Source organism: Yoonia sp. (assembly GCF_965660735.1).
Lineage (GTDB): Bacteria > Pseudomonadota > Alphaproteobacteria > Rhodobacterales > Rhodobacteraceae > Yoonia.
This window is the reverse complement of record NZ_CBFIBD010000029.1, coordinates 22,486-37,801: the sequence shown is the minus strand read 5'-3', so window position 1 is coordinate 37,801 and position 15,316 is coordinate 22,486. Positions and strand designations below refer to the sequence as shown.

The following is a 15,316-nucleotide window of genomic DNA, read 5'->3' as shown; positions in this document are numbered from 1 at the left end:
AGGCGTGGTCAGTTCCGCAAACCACGTTGGCAAACGCGAAATTCTGGTGCCGGAGCAGCATTGAGCTGTCCGGCACCGGCGATCAAAAAACAAAAGCGCCGGTTACTTTTCCACCCCGTTCTGTTTGGCGACATAGTCCACCAGATGCGGAACGTAATCTGCCGGGCCGTCACCGCCTGCCGCATGGGCCAGCGCATAACTGTTCTTGACTGCATTCCCGATGGGATTGGCAAGCGACACACCGTCCGCCATGGATTCAAGATAGCGCATGTCCTTCAGCGCGTTGGTCAGGGTGAACTTGTGGGCTTCGCGGTTTCCTTCGACAGCGTAACCCATGAAGGTCTGGTAAAACCCGCAATCCATCCGGCTGCCCCTGATCACGCTGTCGAATTGCGCGGTGCTGATGCCCACCTTTTCCGACAGCGCGAGCGCCTCGGAATATAGCGCGCCATAGCCGAGCGACAGGAAGTTGTTCAGCAATTTCATCTTGTGGCCCGTGCCGCTGGGCCCAAGGTGGACAATCGCGCCGGCCCACGCCGCGATAACCGGTCTGACCCGCGCGAATACATCGTCAGCAGCCCCGATCATTGTTCCCAACTCGCCCGCTTCGGCCTGCACGGGCGTGCCGCCCAGCGGTGCGTCAGCCATGTGACAGCCCGCGGCCTCCAGCCTTTTGGCCAGTTGTATGGTCGAGTTGGGATCAGACGTGGAACAATCCACGATGACGGTGCCGCGCTGCAACGCGGGCAGAAGTTCCGCAATGATGGCCTCGACCTGCGGTGAACCGGGCGCGCAGATATGGATGATGGTCGATGCGGCGGCCAGATCGGCCAGCGTCGCCGCCTCGGTTGCGCCCTTGCTGACCAGATCCTCGACAGGGGCGCGGTTGGAATGGGCAATCACGGTCAGGGGAAAGCCTGCCTTGCATATGTTGGCCGCCATCCCGTGCCCCATCAGACCGGTGCCGATAAATCCGATTCTCTCTTTGCTCATGATCATGCCTTCCCTGTGTGTCCGCAAACTATGACGGGGGTGAAGGCGAATTTCCATTGCATGCTCAAAAAGGACACAAAAAACCCCGCCTGATTGCTCAGCCGGGGTTCTGATCTTCACGTCGATGGGTTGCTTTACAGCAAACCTTCGCGCTGCAGCTTCTTCCGTGCCAGCTTGCGCTGACGGCGGATTGCTTCTGCTTTTTCACGTGCCTTGCGGACGGATGGTTTTTCGAAATGTTGCTTGAGCTTCATTTCACGAAAAACGCCCTCACGCTGAAGTTTCTTCTTCAGAGCACGCAACGCCTGATCGACGTTGTTATCACGAACACTAACCTGCATGTGGTTTTCACCACCTCTCTAAGTTGGATTTGCAAAAATTGCAGGAACTGGGCATGTAGCAAAGGTGGGCTAGTTTGTCCAGTACCGACACGCAGAAGGAGACACGCCCATGATGCAGACCCCCGTTGATCCCGCAAAAGAACAATTGCTGGATGCGATCCTGCCGCATGTCACCTTTGACGGCTGGTCGCCAGACGCCTTTCACGCCGCCGTGGCTGATGTGGATATGAATCCTGCCCATGCCCGCACGCTGTGCCCGCGTGGTGCGGTTGATCTGGCCGTCGCCTATCACGAACGTGGCGACCGCGTGATGGTGGACGCGATCAAGGCTGCGGATATGTCAGACATGCGGTTTCGCGACAAGGTGGCCCATGCGATCCGCCTGCGGATCAGCGCCATTGACGATAAAGAGGCCGTGCGCCGGGGCACCGCATTGTTCGCGCTGCCGCATATGGCCGCTGACGGGACGAAATTGATCTGGGGCACGGCAGATGCGATCTGGGATACGCTTGGCGATACATCAATGGACGTGAACTGGTATACCAAGCGGCTGACGTTGTCAGGTGTCTACGCATCGGTCGTTCTGTATTGGCTCGGTGATGACAGTCTGGACGGGCAGGCGACCGATGCCTTTATCGACCGGCGCATCGACGACGTGATGCAATTTGAAAAGGTCAAGGCGCAGGTGCGCGACAACCCGCTGCTGAAACCTGTAACAGGTCCACTGGGGCGGTTGATGTCCGGTATCCGGGCCCCGGCAAGAATGCCGCCTGTCGATCTGCCCGGCATGTGGAACGATCCGCAATGATGCAGGCGATAGAGATCAGCAGGCCTGGCGGACCAGAGGTTCTGACACCAACGCAGCGCCCTAGGCCGAAGCCCGCCCACGATCAGGTCGTCATCAAGGTGGCCTATGCCGGCGTGAACCGCCCCGACGCATTGCAAAGGGCGGGGCTTTACAACCCGCCCAAAGGGGCCAGCGACCTGCCCGGTCTGGAATGTTCGGGTGAAATCGTCGCGGTTGGCGCTGGCGTCACCTGGCCAGCGGTTGGCGATCAGGTCTGTGCGCTGTTGCCCGGTGGCGGTTATGCGGAATACGTGGCGACCCCGGCGGCGCACTGTCTGCCCGTGCCGCATGGCATGACGCTGAAACAGGCCGCCTGCCTGCCAGAGACGTTCTTTACCGTCTGGTCCAACGTATTCATGCGCGGCGGATTGCAGGCGGGCGCGCGTTTTCTGGTGCATGGCGGTTCGTCTGGTATCGGGACAACGGCGATCCAGCTGGCACATGCCTTTGGTGCGCGGGTCTTTGCAACCGCCGGATCGGATGAAAAATGCGCGGCCTGCGTTGATCTGGGGGCCGAGCGGGCGATCAACTATCGCACGGCTGATTTCGTGGACGAAATGCGCAGCGAAGGCGGGGCCGACCTAATCCTGGATATGGTTGGCGGCCCTTATATACAGCGGAACCTGAAATCACTGGCCGATGATGGCAGACTGGTGCAGATCGCATTCCTTCAGGGACCGAAGGTTGAATTGAACCTTGTGCAAATGATGACGCGGCGGCTGACGATTACGGGATCAACCCTGCGCCCGCAGTCTGATCTGGCCAAGGCGCGGATTGCCGGCCAGTTGCGGGAACACGTCTGGCCCTTGCTGAACGCAGGTCGCATCGCGCCGGTGATGGACCGTGAATTCGCGCTGGCCGATGCTGCCAACGCGCATGCCCGCATGGAAAGCAGCGCACATATCGGCAAGATCGTGTTGAAGGTGAGTTGATCACTGGCGCGGCGGATAGGCCTTGTAGACGCCCAGTTTCCAGCCAAAGGCCAGACTGCCCGCGCGCAGGGCGAATGTGACGCCTGCACAGATCAGCAGGGACAGCGGTGCAGATGCGCCCAAAGCAAGGGCAATCAGCGCTGCGGTTGCCCCGGCCAGTGCGCAGGTGACGTAAAGCTCGCCCTGTTTCAGGACCAGCGGCACCTCGTTGCAGACCACATCGCGCATCAGCCCGCCCATGCAGCCGGTGGTGATCCCCATGATCACGACAATACCGCCCGGTTGGTCCGTGGCCAGTGCCACGGCAACCCCGGCAGGCACGGCAACCGCCAACGCGCAGGCATCCAGCCACAAGATCGCACGATACCGGCTTTCCAGCAGGTGCGCTGTCCAGAATACCGCGACGGCGGCAGCAGCGGCCACCCCGATATAGGTCGGGTTAGAGACCCAGAACACCGTGTCGCGGTTCAGGATGATATCGCGGATCGTGCCACCTCCGACCGCTGTCAGGCTGGCCACGAATATGAACCCGACGATATCCAACTGCGCCCGGCTGGCGACAAGTGCCCCCGTCAGGGCAAAGACAAAAACAGCCGCGTAATCAAGCACAACCAGCAATGTCATGGCTTGAACGGGGCCATGCCCGCGCGGGCCAGTTCATCTGCGCGTTCGTTTTCGGGGTGCCCTGCGTGGCCTTTGACCCATTCCCATGTCACATCATGGCTGGCCACGGCGGCATCCAGCCTGCGCCACAGATCCTCGTTCTTTACCGGCTTCTTGGCGGCGGTTTTCCAGCCGCGTTTCTTCCAGCCGTGGATCCAGCTTGTGATCCCGTCTTTGACATAGTTGCTGTCGGTCACGATGGTGATTTTCGTGCCGGGTTTGAGGGTTTCAAGCGCGCTGATCGCGGCAAGCAATTCCATGCGGTTGTTGGTGGTCTGTGCCTCTCCGCCGGACAGTGGGCGTTCCTTGATAACAGTATCACCGTCGCGGGCGATCAGTAGCGCACCCCACCCACCGGGGCCGGGGTTGCCTGAACAAGCCCCGTCGGTATAGGCGAAAAATTCTGCCATTACAGCACGACCGGCAGAAAGGTCAGCACGACAACCGCCGTCAGCAGCACCCGCAGATGCATCCACCACGACGGGGCCAGTTCAAGCCGCCAGAAATGCCAGTCCAGCAGCAGCAGCGCCAGAAAACCCACGACAAGGTTCATTGCCGCCGCAGTTGGCCCGCCACCGGTCATGAAGAACGCCCAAAGTGCGGGAATGACCGACAGCGCATAACCCGCAGTGGCGGTTTGCCCGGTGGCCTTGGTTGCGAACCCCCATAACACGCCGGACATGAACGACAGAATGATCGCGCCATAGAACAGCTGCACATAGGGGCCGATGAACCGCCCCCCAAGTGTCATCTGCCCCCACTGTCCAAGTTCTGGGCGCAAGACAGTCAGCGCGCCCCAGACAAACGGAATAAGGCCCGCAAGGCCAAGGATCAGTGCGGAACGGGGAATGATATTCATGGGATCAGGCCGGCTCTCGCAACACGCGCGGCACTTTGAATTCGACGTTCTCAATGGCGGTTTCGACCAGTTCCACGGTCACGTCAAACCGATCGCGGAAGGCATCGATGACTTCGTTTATCAGCACTTCGGGGGCGCTGGCCCCGGCGGTGATGCCGATGGATGTGATCCCGTCCAGCGCACGCCAGTCGATGTCCGTCGCCCGCTGCACCAGTTGGGCATAATCGCAGCCCGCACGGGCGCCGACCTCGACCAGCCGCTTGGAATTTGACGAATTGGGCGCGCCCACGACCAGCATGGCATCGCATTTTGGGGCCATGGCCTTGACCGCCTCTTGCCGGTTGGTGGTGGCGTAACAGATATCTTCCTTGTGTGGACCGACGATCGTGGGAAAACGGGCCTGCAAGGCCGCGACGATATCTGCAGTATCATCGACCGACAGGGTTGTCTGGGTCACAAACGCCAGCTTTTGCGGGTCGCGGACCTGCACGGTAGCCACATCATCGGGGGTTTCGACCAACAGCACCTCGCCCGGCGGTAGCTGGCCCATGGTGCCGACCGTTTCGGGGTGCCCGGCATGACCGATCATGATCATCTGCAATCCGTTGTCGGCGTGGCGCTGGGCCTCGATGTGGACCTTGCTGACCAGCGGGCAGGTGGCATCGACATAGACCATTTCGCGCGCTTGTGCCGCTGCGGGCACAGATTTGGGCACGCCGTGAGCGGAAAAGATCACCGGGCGGTCGGGGGGGCATTCATCCAGCTCTTCGACGAATATGGCGCCCTGATCGCGCAAATTGTCGACAACATATTTATTGTGAACGATTTCATGGCGCACATAAACCGGCGCACCCCATTTTTGCAGCGCCATTTCCACGATCTTGATCGCGCGATCCACGCCGGCGCAAAACCCGCGCGGGGCTGCCAGATACAAGGTAAGGGGTGTTTTTGTCATGCTGGTCCTCCGGCGTTACCCAAGAGGTAAGGCGTTGGCGCAGTGACGTCCAGCCCCGCAATCTGCGACCAGGGCACACAGGCTTTGTGGCTTTGGAGGGCGTGGACGCCATCAGGCGGCGGACCGCCTGATGTCCCGGTGTTCAGCTGTCGGCCATCGTTTCCTGGGTCTGTTCCACGCGTGGTTCACGCGCCGGGCGCCCCACGACATCGCGCAGTTCATCCAGTTCGATAAAGTTATCGGCCTGGCGCCGCAGTTCATCCGCAATCATGGGCGGCTGGCTGCGGATCGTGGACACAACCGACACCCGGACACCCTTGCGCTGAAGCGCCTCGACCAGCGGGCGGAAATCACCATCGCCGGAGAACAGAACCACATGGTCCACATAGGGGGCCAATTCCATCGCATCCACGGCAAGTTCAATGTCCATGTTGCCCTTGACCTTGCGCCGGCCCATGCTGTCGGTGTATTCTTTGGCCGGCTTCGTGACCATGGTGTATCCGTTGTAATGAAGCCAATCCACCAAGGGGCGGATCGGAGAATATTCGTCATTCTCAAGCAAGGCGGTGTAATAAAACGCGCGCAGCATCTTGCCGCGCCGCATGAATTCCTGCCGCAATAATTTGTAGTCGATGTCAAACCCGAGTGACTTTGCCGCTGCGTAAAGGTTCGATCCATCGATGAAGAGCGCCAATCGCTCGTCCCGATAAAACATGAAATGTCCTTTCGAATATATCGTGTGTGTTGCAGTCTGTGTGAGTGGTGTATTTGTATACAACGCGCACTATAAATAATCGTTTTGAAAAATGAGGCAAGCCATCAAAATGTCTGACTCGGGCCATGTTTCGCTTATTTGCTTTGGAAGCAACGCAACGTCGGTTCTTGGTGACCCCAGGGAAACGGTGACACAGGCGATGGCGTCGGTTGCCGCACTTTCGGAAACCGCGCCAAAATCCAGCGCACTATATCAGACGCCCGCCTTCCCTGCCGGGGCCGGTCCGGATTTCGTAAATGCTGCCATGGCGATCACGACCTTACTGTCACCCGAGGCGATGCTGGCACAGCTGCACCTGATCGAGTCACGCGCAGGGCGCGTGCGCGAAAAACGCTGGGGCCAGCGCACATTGGATCTGGACCTGATCGCCATGGACGATCTGATTTGTCCTGATCGTAAAACCCAGGATCACTGGCGCACACTGCCAGAGACAGCCCAGCAGACCAAGGCCCCGGAACAATTGATCCTGCCGCATCCGCGCATGCAGGATCGCAGTTTTGTCCTGGTCCCGCTGTCAGACGTGGCGCCTGATTGGATGCATCCGGTTCTGGGCAGGACGGTGCAGGCGCTGCTGGAAAAACGGCCAGAGTCAGAGCAGGCGACCGTCGTGCCGTTGCCGTGATTCGCGTGTCACGGCCCGGAGGCTGAAAAAATCGGCTGATCTTGCGGGAATAACTGTGAAATCAGGACCTGCGGGGCTGAATTGTCACATGCCGGCCCTTGTCAATAGCTGATCGAGGCTCTAGATAGGCGACTTCCGAACGACCCTTGAATGCTGGAGTGCTCCATGGCCCGCGTCACCGTAGAAGATTGCGTCGATAAAGTTCCAAACCGGTTCGAACTTGTGATGTTGGCGGCCCACCGGGCGCGTGAAATTTCCGCCGGCGCGCCGATTACCGTCAGCCGGGACAACGACAAGAACCCGGTCGTATCCCTGCGCGAAATCGCCGAGGAAACACAGCAGGCCGACGATCTGCGCGAGCGGATGATCGAAGCGAACCAGACACAGATCGAGGTGGACGAACCAGAAGAGGACAGCATGTCGCTGTTGATGGGGTCCGAAGCTGACAAACCGGTCGAAGATGATATGTCAGAAGAGAAACTGTTGCGCGCGCTGATGGATGCGCAGGGTCAACGTTAGGGCCAGTTTACCGGCCTGAGAGAAATGGGCACGGGACCAGATGACGACTGTTGATGACCTGATCGCGCTGGTCCGTACATACAACCCCCGCTCGAACGAGGCGCTTTTGCGCGACGCCTTTGCCTTTGGTGCTGAAATGCACGAAGGGCAATTTCGCCATTCCGGCGAACCCTATTTCACCCATCCCGTTTCTGTGGCCCGTATTCTGGCCGAGCAACAGATGGATGACGCCACCCTGATCACTGCATTGTTGCATGACACGATCGAAGACACCAAAGCGTCTTACAAGGTGGTCGAACAGCGCTTTGGTCACGAAATTGCGGAACTGGTGGATGGCGTCACAAAGCTGACCAACCTGCAACTGAATTCCACCCAGACCAAGCAGGCGGAAAATTTCCGCAAACTGTTCATGGCGACCAGCCGCGACCTGCGGGTGACCTTGGTCAAGTTGGCCGACCGGTTGCACAACATGCGCACGATCAAATCCATGCGCCCTGAAAAGCAGGCCCAAAAGGCCCGCGAAACGATGGATATCTTTGCCCCACTGGCAGGCCGCATGGGGATGCAGTGGATGCGCGAAGAGCTGGAGGATCTGTCCTTCAAGGTTCTGAACCCCGAGGCGCGCAATTCGATCATTCGCCGGTTCATTACGTTGCAACGCGAAGCGGGCGACGTGGTGCAAAAGATCACAGCCGATATGCGCGTGGAACTGGAAAAGGCCAATATCCAGGCTGACGTGATGGGCCGGGCCAAGAAACCCTATTCGATCTGGCGCAAGATGCAGGAAAAGGATCAGGGATTCAGCCGCCTGTCCGATATCTATGGCTTTCGCGTGATCACCGCGACAGAGGCGGACTGCTATCGTGCGCTGGGTGCGATCCATCAACGGTGGCGGGCGGTGCCCGGGCGGTTCAAGGACTATATCAGCCAGCCCAAGACCAACGGATACCGGTCGATCCACACCACCGTGTCGGGGCGTGATGGCAAGCGGGTCGAGGTGCAGATCAGGACCCGCGAAATGCACGAGGTTGCCGAGACAGGTGTGGCCGCGCATTGGTCCTATCGCAACGGGGAACGGGTTGAAAACCGTTTTGCCGTAGATCCCGTGCAATGGATTTCGGCACTGACCGAACGGTTCGAAGATGACCAGGATCACGAGGAATTTCTCGAAGCAGTCAAGCTGGAAATGTATCAGGATCAGGTGTTCTGCTTTACGCCCAAGGGTGACGTGATCAAGCTGCCGCGTGGGGCGACGCCGATTGATTTTGCCTATGCGATTCACACGCGGATCGGGTCGGCCTGTGTGGGGGCTAAGGTCGATGGACTGCGCGTGCCGCTATGGACGCGGTTGAAGAACGGCCAGTCGGTCGAGGTGATCACGGCCGAAGGCCAGACACCGCAGGTGACATGGATCGACATTGCCGTCACTGGCCGGGCCAAGACCGCGATCCGCCGCAGCTTGCGCGAAGAAGACCGCGAACGCTTTGTCCGGTTGGGCCGTGAACTTGCGCGCGTCGCATTCGAGAATTTTGGCAAGAAAGCCACCGACAAGGCCCTGTTGACGGCGGCCAAGGCGCTGGCGCTTGACGGCGTTGAAGAACTGCTTGCGCGGCTGGGTAGCGCGGAAATTACAGGGCGCGAAGTGGTGCGCGCAATCTATCCTGCGCTGGAAACCAAGAATGGCGATGAAATCGATCAGCGCCGCGCGGTTGTTGGTCTTAGCCCCGATCAGATCAAGAAGCGGGGTAGCTGTTGCCAGCCCGTGCCGGGCGAACGCATCGTTGGCATCGCCTTTCGCGGGCAGGGTGTGATGGTCCATGCGATCGACTGTCAGGCGCTGGCCGATTACGAAGACCAGCCCGACCGCTGGATCGACCTGCACTGGCAGGAAGGCACGCATGGTGCGGTCAACACAGTGACCTTCGATGTGACCATCGCCAATGACGCTGGCGTTCTGGGGCGGATTTGCACATTGATCGGCGAACAGGATGCCAATATTTCGGACCTGAAATTCATCGACCGCAAGCCGGATTATTTCCGGCTGTTGATTGACGTGGATTTGCGCGATGCCGAACATCTGCACCGGGTTCAGACAGCGCTTGATGCGGAAAGCAATGTATCGTCGATCTCGCGGCATCGCGACCCCGGACTGGCAACGCCAGTGCATCGCAGCTAGGCGTCAGAAAAGGGATAAAGGGTTTGGTATTCAAGCGCAGGGATAGGCGGCCAATCTGGCGGATCGTTGCCAGTGTCGTCTATCCCCGGGGCGGATGGGCGCGCGCTTTTGAATACGTCAAACATCGGGTGCGGCGCTTGCCTGACACCCCAGAAAAAATCTCGCGCGGGATCGCGGCGGGCGTTTTCACCACCTTTACGCCATTCTACGGCTTTCACTTTTTTATCGCGGCGTTTCTGGCGCGGGCGATGCGCGGCAATATTCTGGCGTCACTCTTGGCGACGTTTTTTGGCAACCCGCTGACCTATGTGCCGATTGCGGCCACATCGTTGGGCACGGGGTATTTCCTGCTTGGGATGCGCCCTGATGCGGCGGTGCATCAGTCGCTGGGCGAAACTTTTGCAGGTGCAGGCCGCGACCTGTGGCAGAATTTCATGGCTGTTTTCACGTCGCAAACCGCTGACTGGCATAGACTGCATATTTTCTATGACGACGTGTTCTTTCCCTACATGATAGGCGGTGTCATTCCGGGTGTCGTGATGGGCGGGATTGCATATTATGTGTCGGTGCCGCTGATCTCTGCCTATCAGAACCGGCGACGCAAATTGTTGCGTGCCAAGCTGGAGCAGCTGGGAAAAAAGAAAAGGTCTGCCGATGACGGCTGAATGTGGCCGCGCTAGGTTAGGACCAAAGGGAGAATGCCGATGACATCTGCGAAACTGCGCCTTGGCGTGAATATCGATCATGTGGCGACAGTGCGCAATGCACGCGGGGGTGCGTCACCCGACCCGGTGCGCGCGGCCCTTCTCGCGCAGCAGGCCGGTGCCGACGGGATCACCGCACACCTGCGAGAGGATCGCCGCCATATCGTCGATGATGATATTGACAGGTTGATATCCAGCCTTGCGACCCCGTTGAATTTCGAAATGGCCGCGACCGATGAAATGCAGCGGATCGCCCTGCGTCACAAGCCCCATGCAGTTTGCCTTGTGCCTGAAAAACGCGAGGAACGCACAACCGAAGGCGGGCTGGAAGTTGCCGGTCAGGACAATGCGCTGGCCCGTTACATCAAACCATTTGTCGATACCGGCAGCCGCGTTTCGCTGTTCATCGCCGCCGACAAACGCCAGGTCGAAGCAGCGGCAAGGATCGGCGCGCCGGTGATCGAACTGCACGCCGGTGCCTATGCCGATGCATGGGCCGAGGAACGCTGGGACGAACGCGACAGCGAGTTGTCGAAAATTACGGATATGGCCGCCTACGGTCATGAACTGGGGCTGGAGGTACATGTTGGTCACGGGCTGACCTATGACAGCGTTGGCCCCATTGCGGCGATCCCGCAAGTGATCGAGCTGAACATCGGGCATTTCCTGATAGGCGAGGCGATTTTTCGCGGCCTTGGCCCGGCGATTGCGGAAATGCGTCGCTGCATGGATGCCGCGCGCGCATGACGAATGGCACGCTGATCCCGACAACGGCAGAGCGTGACGCGATGCGTGTCGTGACCGACCACGCGTGCGATCTGCACGCGCAGGGCAAGGATATCGTCTTTACCGCTGCCATCGTCAAAGACGGCGAAATCATCGCCCGTGCCCGCAACGAAGTGGCAGACACCGGCGATGTCAGCCGCCACGCAGAGGTCGTGGCGATGGCCAAGGCGACTGCAGCGCTTGGAACGCGCGATTTATCCGGCGCAATCCTGATCGCATCCTGCCAACCCTGCGAGATGTGCCTGTCCACGATGCGCTGGGCGCGAATCGACCGGGTGATCTTTGCCGCGCAACAGGAAAATACGGGCGATGCGTTCTTTCGCTTTCCCAAGCTGACGATCAGGGATTTCCATGCGGCTTGCGACGGCGCATTCGATTGGTGCGGCGGGTTGGACGAACACAGGGTTGCCCATATCTATGCCCCCGGAGATGCAGGATGATCCAACATATCGTTCTTTGTGATCTGCCGCCTGATCATGACCGGCAAGAACTGGCCGCTGTTATGGACGGCCTGCGCGGCCTGCAAGACAAGCTGCCGGGTTTCATCGGCTTTGCTGCCGGTCCGAACCGGGATTTTGAAAATATGTCGCCCGGGCATGACTATGGGTTTGTCTGCCAGTTTGCCGATGTCGCCACAGCACAGGCATATCTGGTTGATCCCGACCATCAGGCGCTTGGCGCGCGTCTTGTGGCGCTGTGTGCCGATGGTGTGAATGGGCTGACTGTGATCGACCTTGAAACGGGGGCGGCATGATGCGGCGTGCAGGCGTTCGGTGGTGGCTGTCATGATCATTGGTATTGGCGCCGATCTTGCGAATATTGACCGGATCGCGGGCACGCTGGATCGTTTTGGCGACCGGTTTCGCAATCGTGTCTTCACGCCGGTGGAACAGGCTAAATCCGAACGCCGCCGCGATGTGGCCGGCACATACGCAAAACGCTGGGCCGCGAAAGAGGCCTGTTCCAAGGCGCTGGGCACCGGCCTGCGCATGGGGATCGCGTGGAAGGATATGGCCGTTTCAAACCTGCATACGGGCCAGCCCGTTATGGCCGTGACCGGCTGGGCCCGCGACCGGCTGGATGCCATGACGCCACCGGGGCACGTGGCGATCATTCACGTCACTCTGACGGACGATCACCCATGGGCACAGGCCTTTGTCGTGATCGAGGCCCGACCCATCGCTTGACAGGGCCTGCGCGCGGCCTCATGTAGCCTCAAACCGAAAGAAGGATCAGTTCATGGCCGAGAAAACAGGCTTTGTCGGCAGTGTGGTCGAAACGTTCAAGACAGTGTTCTGGGCCCTGCTGATCGCTGGTGTTTTCCGCACGCTGTTCTTTCAACCGTTCTGGATTCCATCCGGGTCTATGAAGGACACGTTGCTGATCGGGGATTTCCTGTTCGTCAACAAGATGGCCTATGGTTATTCCTACGCGTCCTGCCCGTCGATCCGTATCCCGCAACTGGGCGTTGATGTCGGTGCGGATGATTTCTGTGGCTGGTTCGACGGATACGACGACCGTCTGTTCGGGTCGGACCCCGAGCGCGGGGATATTGTCGTTTTCCGCCATCCTGTGACGGGGCTGGATTTTATTAAACGGCTGATCGGGATGCCCGGCGACCGCATTCAGATGCAGTCGGGCCGCCTTTATATCAACGACGAACCGGTGCAGGTTGCCGATGGCGGCATCTTTACCGAGGTAATGGAACCGCAAGGCCCCTTGGGCCAGCAGCCACAATGTGCGAACGGGCCTGTGGGCCCCGGCGCGATCTGCGAAAAACCACGCCAGATTGAAACGCTGCCGGGCGGGGTCAGCCACAGTATCCTTGATATCGGTCCGCGGCCTGCCGATAATACCGGGGTGTTTACCGTGCCGGAAGGGCAGTATTTCTTTATGGGCGACAACCGCGACAACTCTACCGACAGCCGCTTTGCCCAATCGCGTGGTGGTGTTGGCTTTGTCGAAGCCAAGGACATCGTGGGCCGTGCCGACCGGGTGATCTTTTCCTCGGGTGGGCGGTCGATGCTGGCGTTCTGGACGTGGCGTGGCGACCGTTTTTTCAAGGCGCTTGAGTGAAACTTTCGGGCGACCTTCGCATATTTTCTGAACGGCTGGGCCATACATTCGCCAAGCCGGAACTTTTGGTGCGGGCCGTCACCCATTCGTCGATGGTCAGCCCGCATAGGGACGATAACCAGCGGCTGGAATTTCTGGGTGACCGCGTGCTGGGGCTGGTCATGGCCGAGGCGCTGTTGAGCGCCGATCCCAACGCCCCCGAAGGCCTGCTTGCCCCGCGCTATAACGCGCTCGTCCGTCGCGAAGCCTGCGCCGATGTGGCCCGCGAGATCGATCTGGGGGCTGTTTTAAAACTGGGCCGGTCCGAGATGAAATCGGGCGGTCGCCGCAAGGAGGCACTGCTGGCCGACGCGATGGAAGCGGTGATCGCCGCAATCTATCAGGATGGCGGGTTCGATGCGGCACGCCGTGTCGTGCTGGACCTTTGGGGCGACCGGGTGCGCAATGTGGCCGCAGATGCCCGCGACGCCAAGACCGCCTTGCAGGAATGGGCGCAGGCCCGGGGTGAAGTCCCACCGCAATATGTCGAGGTTGCGCGCAGCGGCCCTGATCATCAACCTGTCTTTACGATCGAGGTACGCCTTGCGTCTGGCCTGGCTGAACGTGCAACGGCCGGCTCCAAACGGCAGGCGGAACAGGCGGCTGCGACCGCCCTTTTGAAGAAAGTCGATAAATGAACGATACCCCAACCAAGGCCGGATTTATCGCGCTGATCGGGGAACCGAACGCAGGTAAATCCACGCTGCTGAACCGGATGGTCGGTGCAAAAGTCTCGATTGTGACCCACAAGGTGCAAACCACCCGCGCCCGCATCCGCGGTGTCGCAATGGCGGAAAATGCGCAGCTGATCTTTATCGACACGCCGGGGCTGTTCAAACCGCGCCGCAGGCTGGACCGCGCGATGGTTGCCGCTGCATGGGGTGGGGCTGCCGATGCCGATGTGGTCGTTCTGATGATCGAGGCGCATCGCGGCATGTCCGAAGGGGTTAAGGCGATCCTTGAAACGCTTGCGGAACGCGCGGGCAAGACCCCGGTCGCGCTGGCAATCAACAAGATCGACAAGGTCAAATCGGAAACCCTGCTGGCTCTGGCCAAAGATATGAACGACGCCTACCCCTTTGCGGAAACCTTTATGATTTCTGCTGAAAAGGGCCATGGCTGCGACGCCTTGCGCGACTGGCTGGTCACGCAACTGCCCGAAGGGCCGTATCTGTATCCCGAGGATCAGATCGCCGATCTGCCCATGCGTATGATCGCCGCCGAAATGACCCGCGAAAAGCTGACGCTGCGCCTGCATCAGGAACTGCCCTATGAACTGACGGTCGAAACCGAAAACTGGGAAGAACGCCCTGACGGGACCGCCCGGATCGACCAGATCGTCTATGTCGCCCGCGACGGGCACAAGGGTATTGTGCTGGGCAAGGGCGGCGAGACGATCAAGGCCGTCAGCCAGGCCGCCCGCAAGGAACTGGAGGATTTTCTGGGCCGCCGTGTTCATCTGTTTCTACAGGTCAAGGTGCGGCCCAACTGGCTGGAGGAATCCGAAAGGTATTCCGAAATGGGCCTTGATTTCAAAGACGGCAATACGTGAGACTGACCGCCGACATATGGGTGTCGGCCTATCTGACGCGGTTGCGCCTTGCGCATATCCCGGCCTTTGTGGTCAAGCGAGGCGATAGCACGGCAGGCGCGGTTCTGGTCAAGTTGAACACGCTGGACGGACAAGCCCGCTGTTACCAGCGCAGTTTCGATCTGATGACCGGGGAACGGCAGTGGATGGTGCTGACCGAAGGACAGGAGGCGGATGTCGATGCCTCTATCGCCAAGCAACGCAGCTTTGATCCCGACCTGTGGGTAATCGAGGTTGAAGACCGTCAGGGGCGGCATTTGCTGGACGAGCCGGGCTTGGAATAACTTTAATGCCTCCGGCGGGAGTATTTGTGGCAAGATGATAACAGTATTTTAACCATGCCGTGCGATCAGAGTGATACGGTACAGGCTGGAGAGCCGATGACCGTGCAAGGTGATGACATTGATCATCAAGGGGCAAGGCGGTTCTTATCATCTT

Annotated in this window: 21 protein-coding genes; 14 read left to right on the top strand and 7 right to left on the bottom strand. The window is 59.6% G+C overall.

What is annotated here, in order from left to right; genetic code table 11:
- Positions 1-102 precede the first annotated feature (102 nt).
- Both ACTG4B_RS11335 and rpsU read right to left on the bottom strand, forming a co-directional pair.
- Entirely contained in the window at positions 103-1,050 is a 948-nt protein-coding gene (locus tag ACTG4B_RS11335) for an NAD(P)-dependent oxidoreductase (protein ID WP_439155817.1), read from the bottom strand.
- Positions 1,051-1,127: 77 nt separating this feature from the next.
- The gene (gene rpsU, locus ACTG4B_RS11330) at positions 1,128-1,334 is read right to left on the bottom strand and encodes a 30S ribosomal protein S21 (RefSeq protein WP_008231221.1); all 207 of its coding nucleotides are present in this window, start codon (positions 1,332-1,334) and stop codon (positions 1,128-1,130) included.
- 109 nt (positions 1,335-1,443) lie between these two features.
- Here rpsU and ACTG4B_RS11325 point away from each other — a divergent pair, with 109 nt between their 5' ends.
- Together ACTG4B_RS11325 and ACTG4B_RS11320 are read left to right on the top strand one after the other, a co-directional pair.
- Complete coding sequence (locus tag ACTG4B_RS11325) at positions 1,444-2,142, top strand: COQ9 family protein (RefSeq protein WP_439155816.1); 699 nt, start codon at positions 1,444-1,446, stop codon at positions 2,140-2,142.
- The gene (locus ACTG4B_RS11320; protein WP_439155815.1) at positions 2,139-3,113 is read left to right on the top strand and encodes an NAD(P)H-quinone oxidoreductase; all 975 of its coding nucleotides are present in this window, start codon (positions 2,139-2,141) and stop codon (positions 3,111-3,113) included. The genes ACTG4B_RS11325 and ACTG4B_RS11320 overlap by 4 nt, the downstream gene beginning before the upstream one ends.
- Here the strand turns inward: ACTG4B_RS11320 and ACTG4B_RS11315 are convergent, their stop codons facing one another.
- The 5 genes from ACTG4B_RS11315 to ACTG4B_RS11295 all read right to left on the bottom strand — a co-directional run bounded on the left by ACTG4B_RS11315 (position 3,114) and on the right by ACTG4B_RS11295 (position 6,305).
- Positions 3,114-3,737, bottom strand: coding sequence for a trimeric intracellular cation channel family protein (locus ACTG4B_RS11315; protein ID WP_439155814.1), 624 nt, complete (start codon positions 3,735-3,737; stop codon positions 3,114-3,116). It lies immediately after the preceding gene.
- Entirely contained in the window at positions 3,734-4,186 is a 453-nt protein-coding gene (gene rnhA / locus ACTG4B_RS11310) for a ribonuclease HI (protein WP_439155813.1), read from the bottom strand. The genes ACTG4B_RS11315 and rnhA overlap by 4 nt, the downstream gene beginning before the upstream one ends.
- Positions 4,186-4,635, bottom strand: coding sequence for a DUF3429 domain-containing protein (locus ACTG4B_RS11305; RefSeq protein WP_439155812.1), 450 nt, complete (start codon positions 4,633-4,635; stop codon positions 4,186-4,188). Before ACTG4B_RS11305 ends, rnhA begins: the two co-directional genes overlap by 1 nt.
- Positions 4,636-4,639: 4 nt before the next feature.
- A complete protein-coding gene (gene ispH, locus ACTG4B_RS11300) occupies positions 4,640-5,590 on the bottom strand; it encodes a 4-hydroxy-3-methylbut-2-enyl diphosphate reductase (RefSeq protein WP_439155811.1) in 951 nt (316 codons plus the stop codon).
- 142 nt (positions 5,591-5,732) lie between these two features.
- Positions 5,733-6,305: a LabA-like NYN domain-containing protein gene (locus ACTG4B_RS11295; RefSeq protein WP_439155810.1), complete on the bottom strand. Its 573-nt coding sequence runs from the start codon at positions 6,303-6,305 to the stop codon at positions 5,733-5,735.
- A 109-nt stretch (positions 6,306-6,414) separates the two neighbouring features.
- Here ACTG4B_RS11295 and folK point away from each other — a divergent pair, with 109 nt between their 5' ends.
- The 12 genes from folK (at position 6,415) to ACTG4B_RS11235 (ending at position 15,162) form a co-directional block, all read left to right on the top strand.
- Complete coding sequence (gene folK / locus ACTG4B_RS11290) at positions 6,415-6,987, top strand: 2-amino-4-hydroxy-6-hydroxymethyldihydropteridine diphosphokinase (protein WP_439155809.1); 573 nt, start codon at positions 6,415-6,417, stop codon at positions 6,985-6,987.
- Positions 6,988-7,152: 165 nt separating this feature from the next.
- Positions 7,153-7,506 (top strand): DNA-directed RNA polymerase subunit omega, encoded by a 354-nt coding sequence (gene rpoZ / locus ACTG4B_RS11285; protein WP_439155808.1) that lies wholly within the window; start codon positions 7,153-7,155, stop codon positions 7,504-7,506.
- 40 nt (positions 7,507-7,546) lie between these two features.
- A complete protein-coding gene (locus tag ACTG4B_RS11280; RefSeq protein WP_439155807.1) occupies positions 7,547-9,682 on the top strand; it encodes a RelA/SpoT family protein in 2,136 nt (711 codons plus the stop codon).
- 23 nt (positions 9,683-9,705) lie between these two features.
- Complete coding sequence (locus ACTG4B_RS11275; RefSeq protein ID WP_439155806.1) at positions 9,706-10,347, top strand: DUF2062 domain-containing protein; 642 nt, start codon at positions 9,706-9,708, stop codon at positions 10,345-10,347.
- Positions 10,348-10,386: 39 nt separating this feature from the next.
- Positions 10,387-11,133: a pyridoxine 5'-phosphate synthase gene (locus ACTG4B_RS11270; protein ID WP_439155805.1), complete on the top strand. Its 747-nt coding sequence runs from the start codon at positions 10,387-10,389 to the stop codon at positions 11,131-11,133.
- The gene (locus ACTG4B_RS11265) at positions 11,130-11,612 is read left to right on the top strand and encodes a nucleoside deaminase (protein WP_439155804.1); all 483 of its coding nucleotides are present in this window, start codon (positions 11,130-11,132) and stop codon (positions 11,610-11,612) included. The genes ACTG4B_RS11270 and ACTG4B_RS11265 overlap by 4 nt, the downstream gene beginning before the upstream one ends.
- Positions 11,609-11,926, top strand: a complete 318-nt coding sequence (locus tag ACTG4B_RS11260) for a Dabb family protein (RefSeq protein WP_439155803.1) — start codon at positions 11,609-11,611, stop codon at positions 11,924-11,926. Before ACTG4B_RS11265 ends, ACTG4B_RS11260 begins: the two co-directional genes overlap by 4 nt.
- Before the next feature lie 31 nt (positions 11,927-11,957).
- Positions 11,958-12,359 carry a holo-ACP synthase gene (gene acpS, locus ACTG4B_RS11255; protein WP_439155802.1) on the top strand — a complete coding sequence of 134 codons (402 nt, stop codon included), beginning with the start codon at positions 11,958-11,960 and terminating at the stop codon, positions 12,357-12,359.
- Positions 12,360-12,411: 52 nt separating this feature from the next.
- Positions 12,412-13,248, top strand: a complete 837-nt coding sequence (gene lepB / locus ACTG4B_RS11250; RefSeq protein WP_439155801.1) for a signal peptidase I — start codon at positions 12,412-12,414, stop codon at positions 13,246-13,248.
- On the top strand, positions 13,245-13,925 hold the full coding sequence (gene rnc / locus ACTG4B_RS11245; protein WP_439155800.1) for a ribonuclease III: 681 nt from the start codon (positions 13,245-13,247) through the stop codon (positions 13,923-13,925). Before lepB ends, rnc begins: the two co-directional genes overlap by 4 nt.
- Entirely contained in the window at positions 13,922-14,839 is a 918-nt protein-coding gene (gene era / locus ACTG4B_RS11240; protein ID WP_439155799.1) for a GTPase Era, read from the top strand. The genes rnc and era overlap by 4 nt, the downstream gene beginning before the upstream one ends.
- The gene (locus tag ACTG4B_RS11235) at positions 14,836-15,162 is read left to right on the top strand and encodes a DUF1491 family protein (protein WP_439155798.1); all 327 of its coding nucleotides are present in this window, start codon (positions 14,836-14,838) and stop codon (positions 15,160-15,162) included. The genes era and ACTG4B_RS11235 overlap by 4 nt, the downstream gene beginning before the upstream one ends.
- The last annotated feature ends 154 nt before the right edge of the window (positions 15,163-15,316 follow it).

Excerpts from the sequence above, each read along its gene's own strand:
- ACTG4B_RS11335 (WP_439155817.1), bottom strand. The coding sequence starts at position 1,050 with ATGGAAATTCGCCTTCACCCCCGTCATAGTTTGCGGACACACAGGGAA.
- rpsU (WP_008231221.1), bottom strand. The coding sequence starts at position 1,334 with ATGCAGGTTAGTGTTCGTGATAACAACGTCGATCAGGCGTTGCGTGCT.
- ACTG4B_RS11325 (WP_439155816.1), top strand. The coding sequence starts at position 1,444 with ATGATGCAGACCCCCGTTGATCCCGCAAAAGAACAATTGCTGGATGCG.
- ACTG4B_RS11320 (WP_439155815.1), top strand. The coding sequence starts at position 2,139 with ATGATGCAGGCGATAGAGATCAGCAGGCCTGGCGGACCAGAGGTTCTG.
- ACTG4B_RS11315 (WP_439155814.1), bottom strand. The coding sequence starts at position 3,737 with ATGACATTGCTGGTTGTGCTTGATTACGCGGCTGTTTTTGTCTTTGCC.
- rnhA (WP_439155813.1), bottom strand. The coding sequence starts at position 4,186 with ATGGCAGAATTTTTCGCCTATACCGACGGGGCTTGTTCAGGCAACCCC.
- ACTG4B_RS11305 (WP_439155812.1), bottom strand. The coding sequence starts at position 4,635 with ATGAATATCATTCCCCGTTCCGCACTGATCCTTGGCCTTGCGGGCCTT.
- ispH (WP_439155811.1), bottom strand. The coding sequence starts at position 5,590 with ATGACAAAAACACCCCTTACCTTGTATCTGGCAGCCCCGCGCGGGTTT.
- ACTG4B_RS11295 (WP_439155810.1), bottom strand. The coding sequence starts at position 6,305 with ATGTTTTATCGGGACGAGCGATTGGCGCTCTTCATCGATGGATCGAAC.
- folK (WP_439155809.1), top strand. The coding sequence starts at position 6,415 with ATGTCTGACTCGGGCCATGTTTCGCTTATTTGCTTTGGAAGCAACGCA.
- rpoZ (WP_439155808.1), top strand. The coding sequence starts at position 7,153 with ATGGCCCGCGTCACCGTAGAAGATTGCGTCGATAAAGTTCCAAACCGG.
- ACTG4B_RS11280 (WP_439155807.1), top strand. The coding sequence starts at position 7,547 with ATGACGACTGTTGATGACCTGATCGCGCTGGTCCGTACATACAACCCC.
- ACTG4B_RS11270 (WP_439155805.1), top strand. The coding sequence starts at position 10,387 with ATGACATCTGCGAAACTGCGCCTTGGCGTGAATATCGATCATGTGGCG.
- ACTG4B_RS11265 (WP_439155804.1), top strand. The coding sequence starts at position 11,130 with ATGACGAATGGCACGCTGATCCCGACAACGGCAGAGCGTGACGCGATG.
- ACTG4B_RS11260 (WP_439155803.1), top strand. The coding sequence starts at position 11,609 with ATGATCCAACATATCGTTCTTTGTGATCTGCCGCCTGATCATGACCGG.
- acpS (WP_439155802.1), top strand. The coding sequence starts at position 11,958 with ATGATCATTGGTATTGGCGCCGATCTTGCGAATATTGACCGGATCGCG.
- lepB (WP_439155801.1), top strand. The coding sequence starts at position 12,412 with ATGGCCGAGAAAACAGGCTTTGTCGGCAGTGTGGTCGAAACGTTCAAG.
- era (WP_439155799.1), top strand. The coding sequence starts at position 13,922 with ATGAACGATACCCCAACCAAGGCCGGATTTATCGCGCTGATCGGGGAA.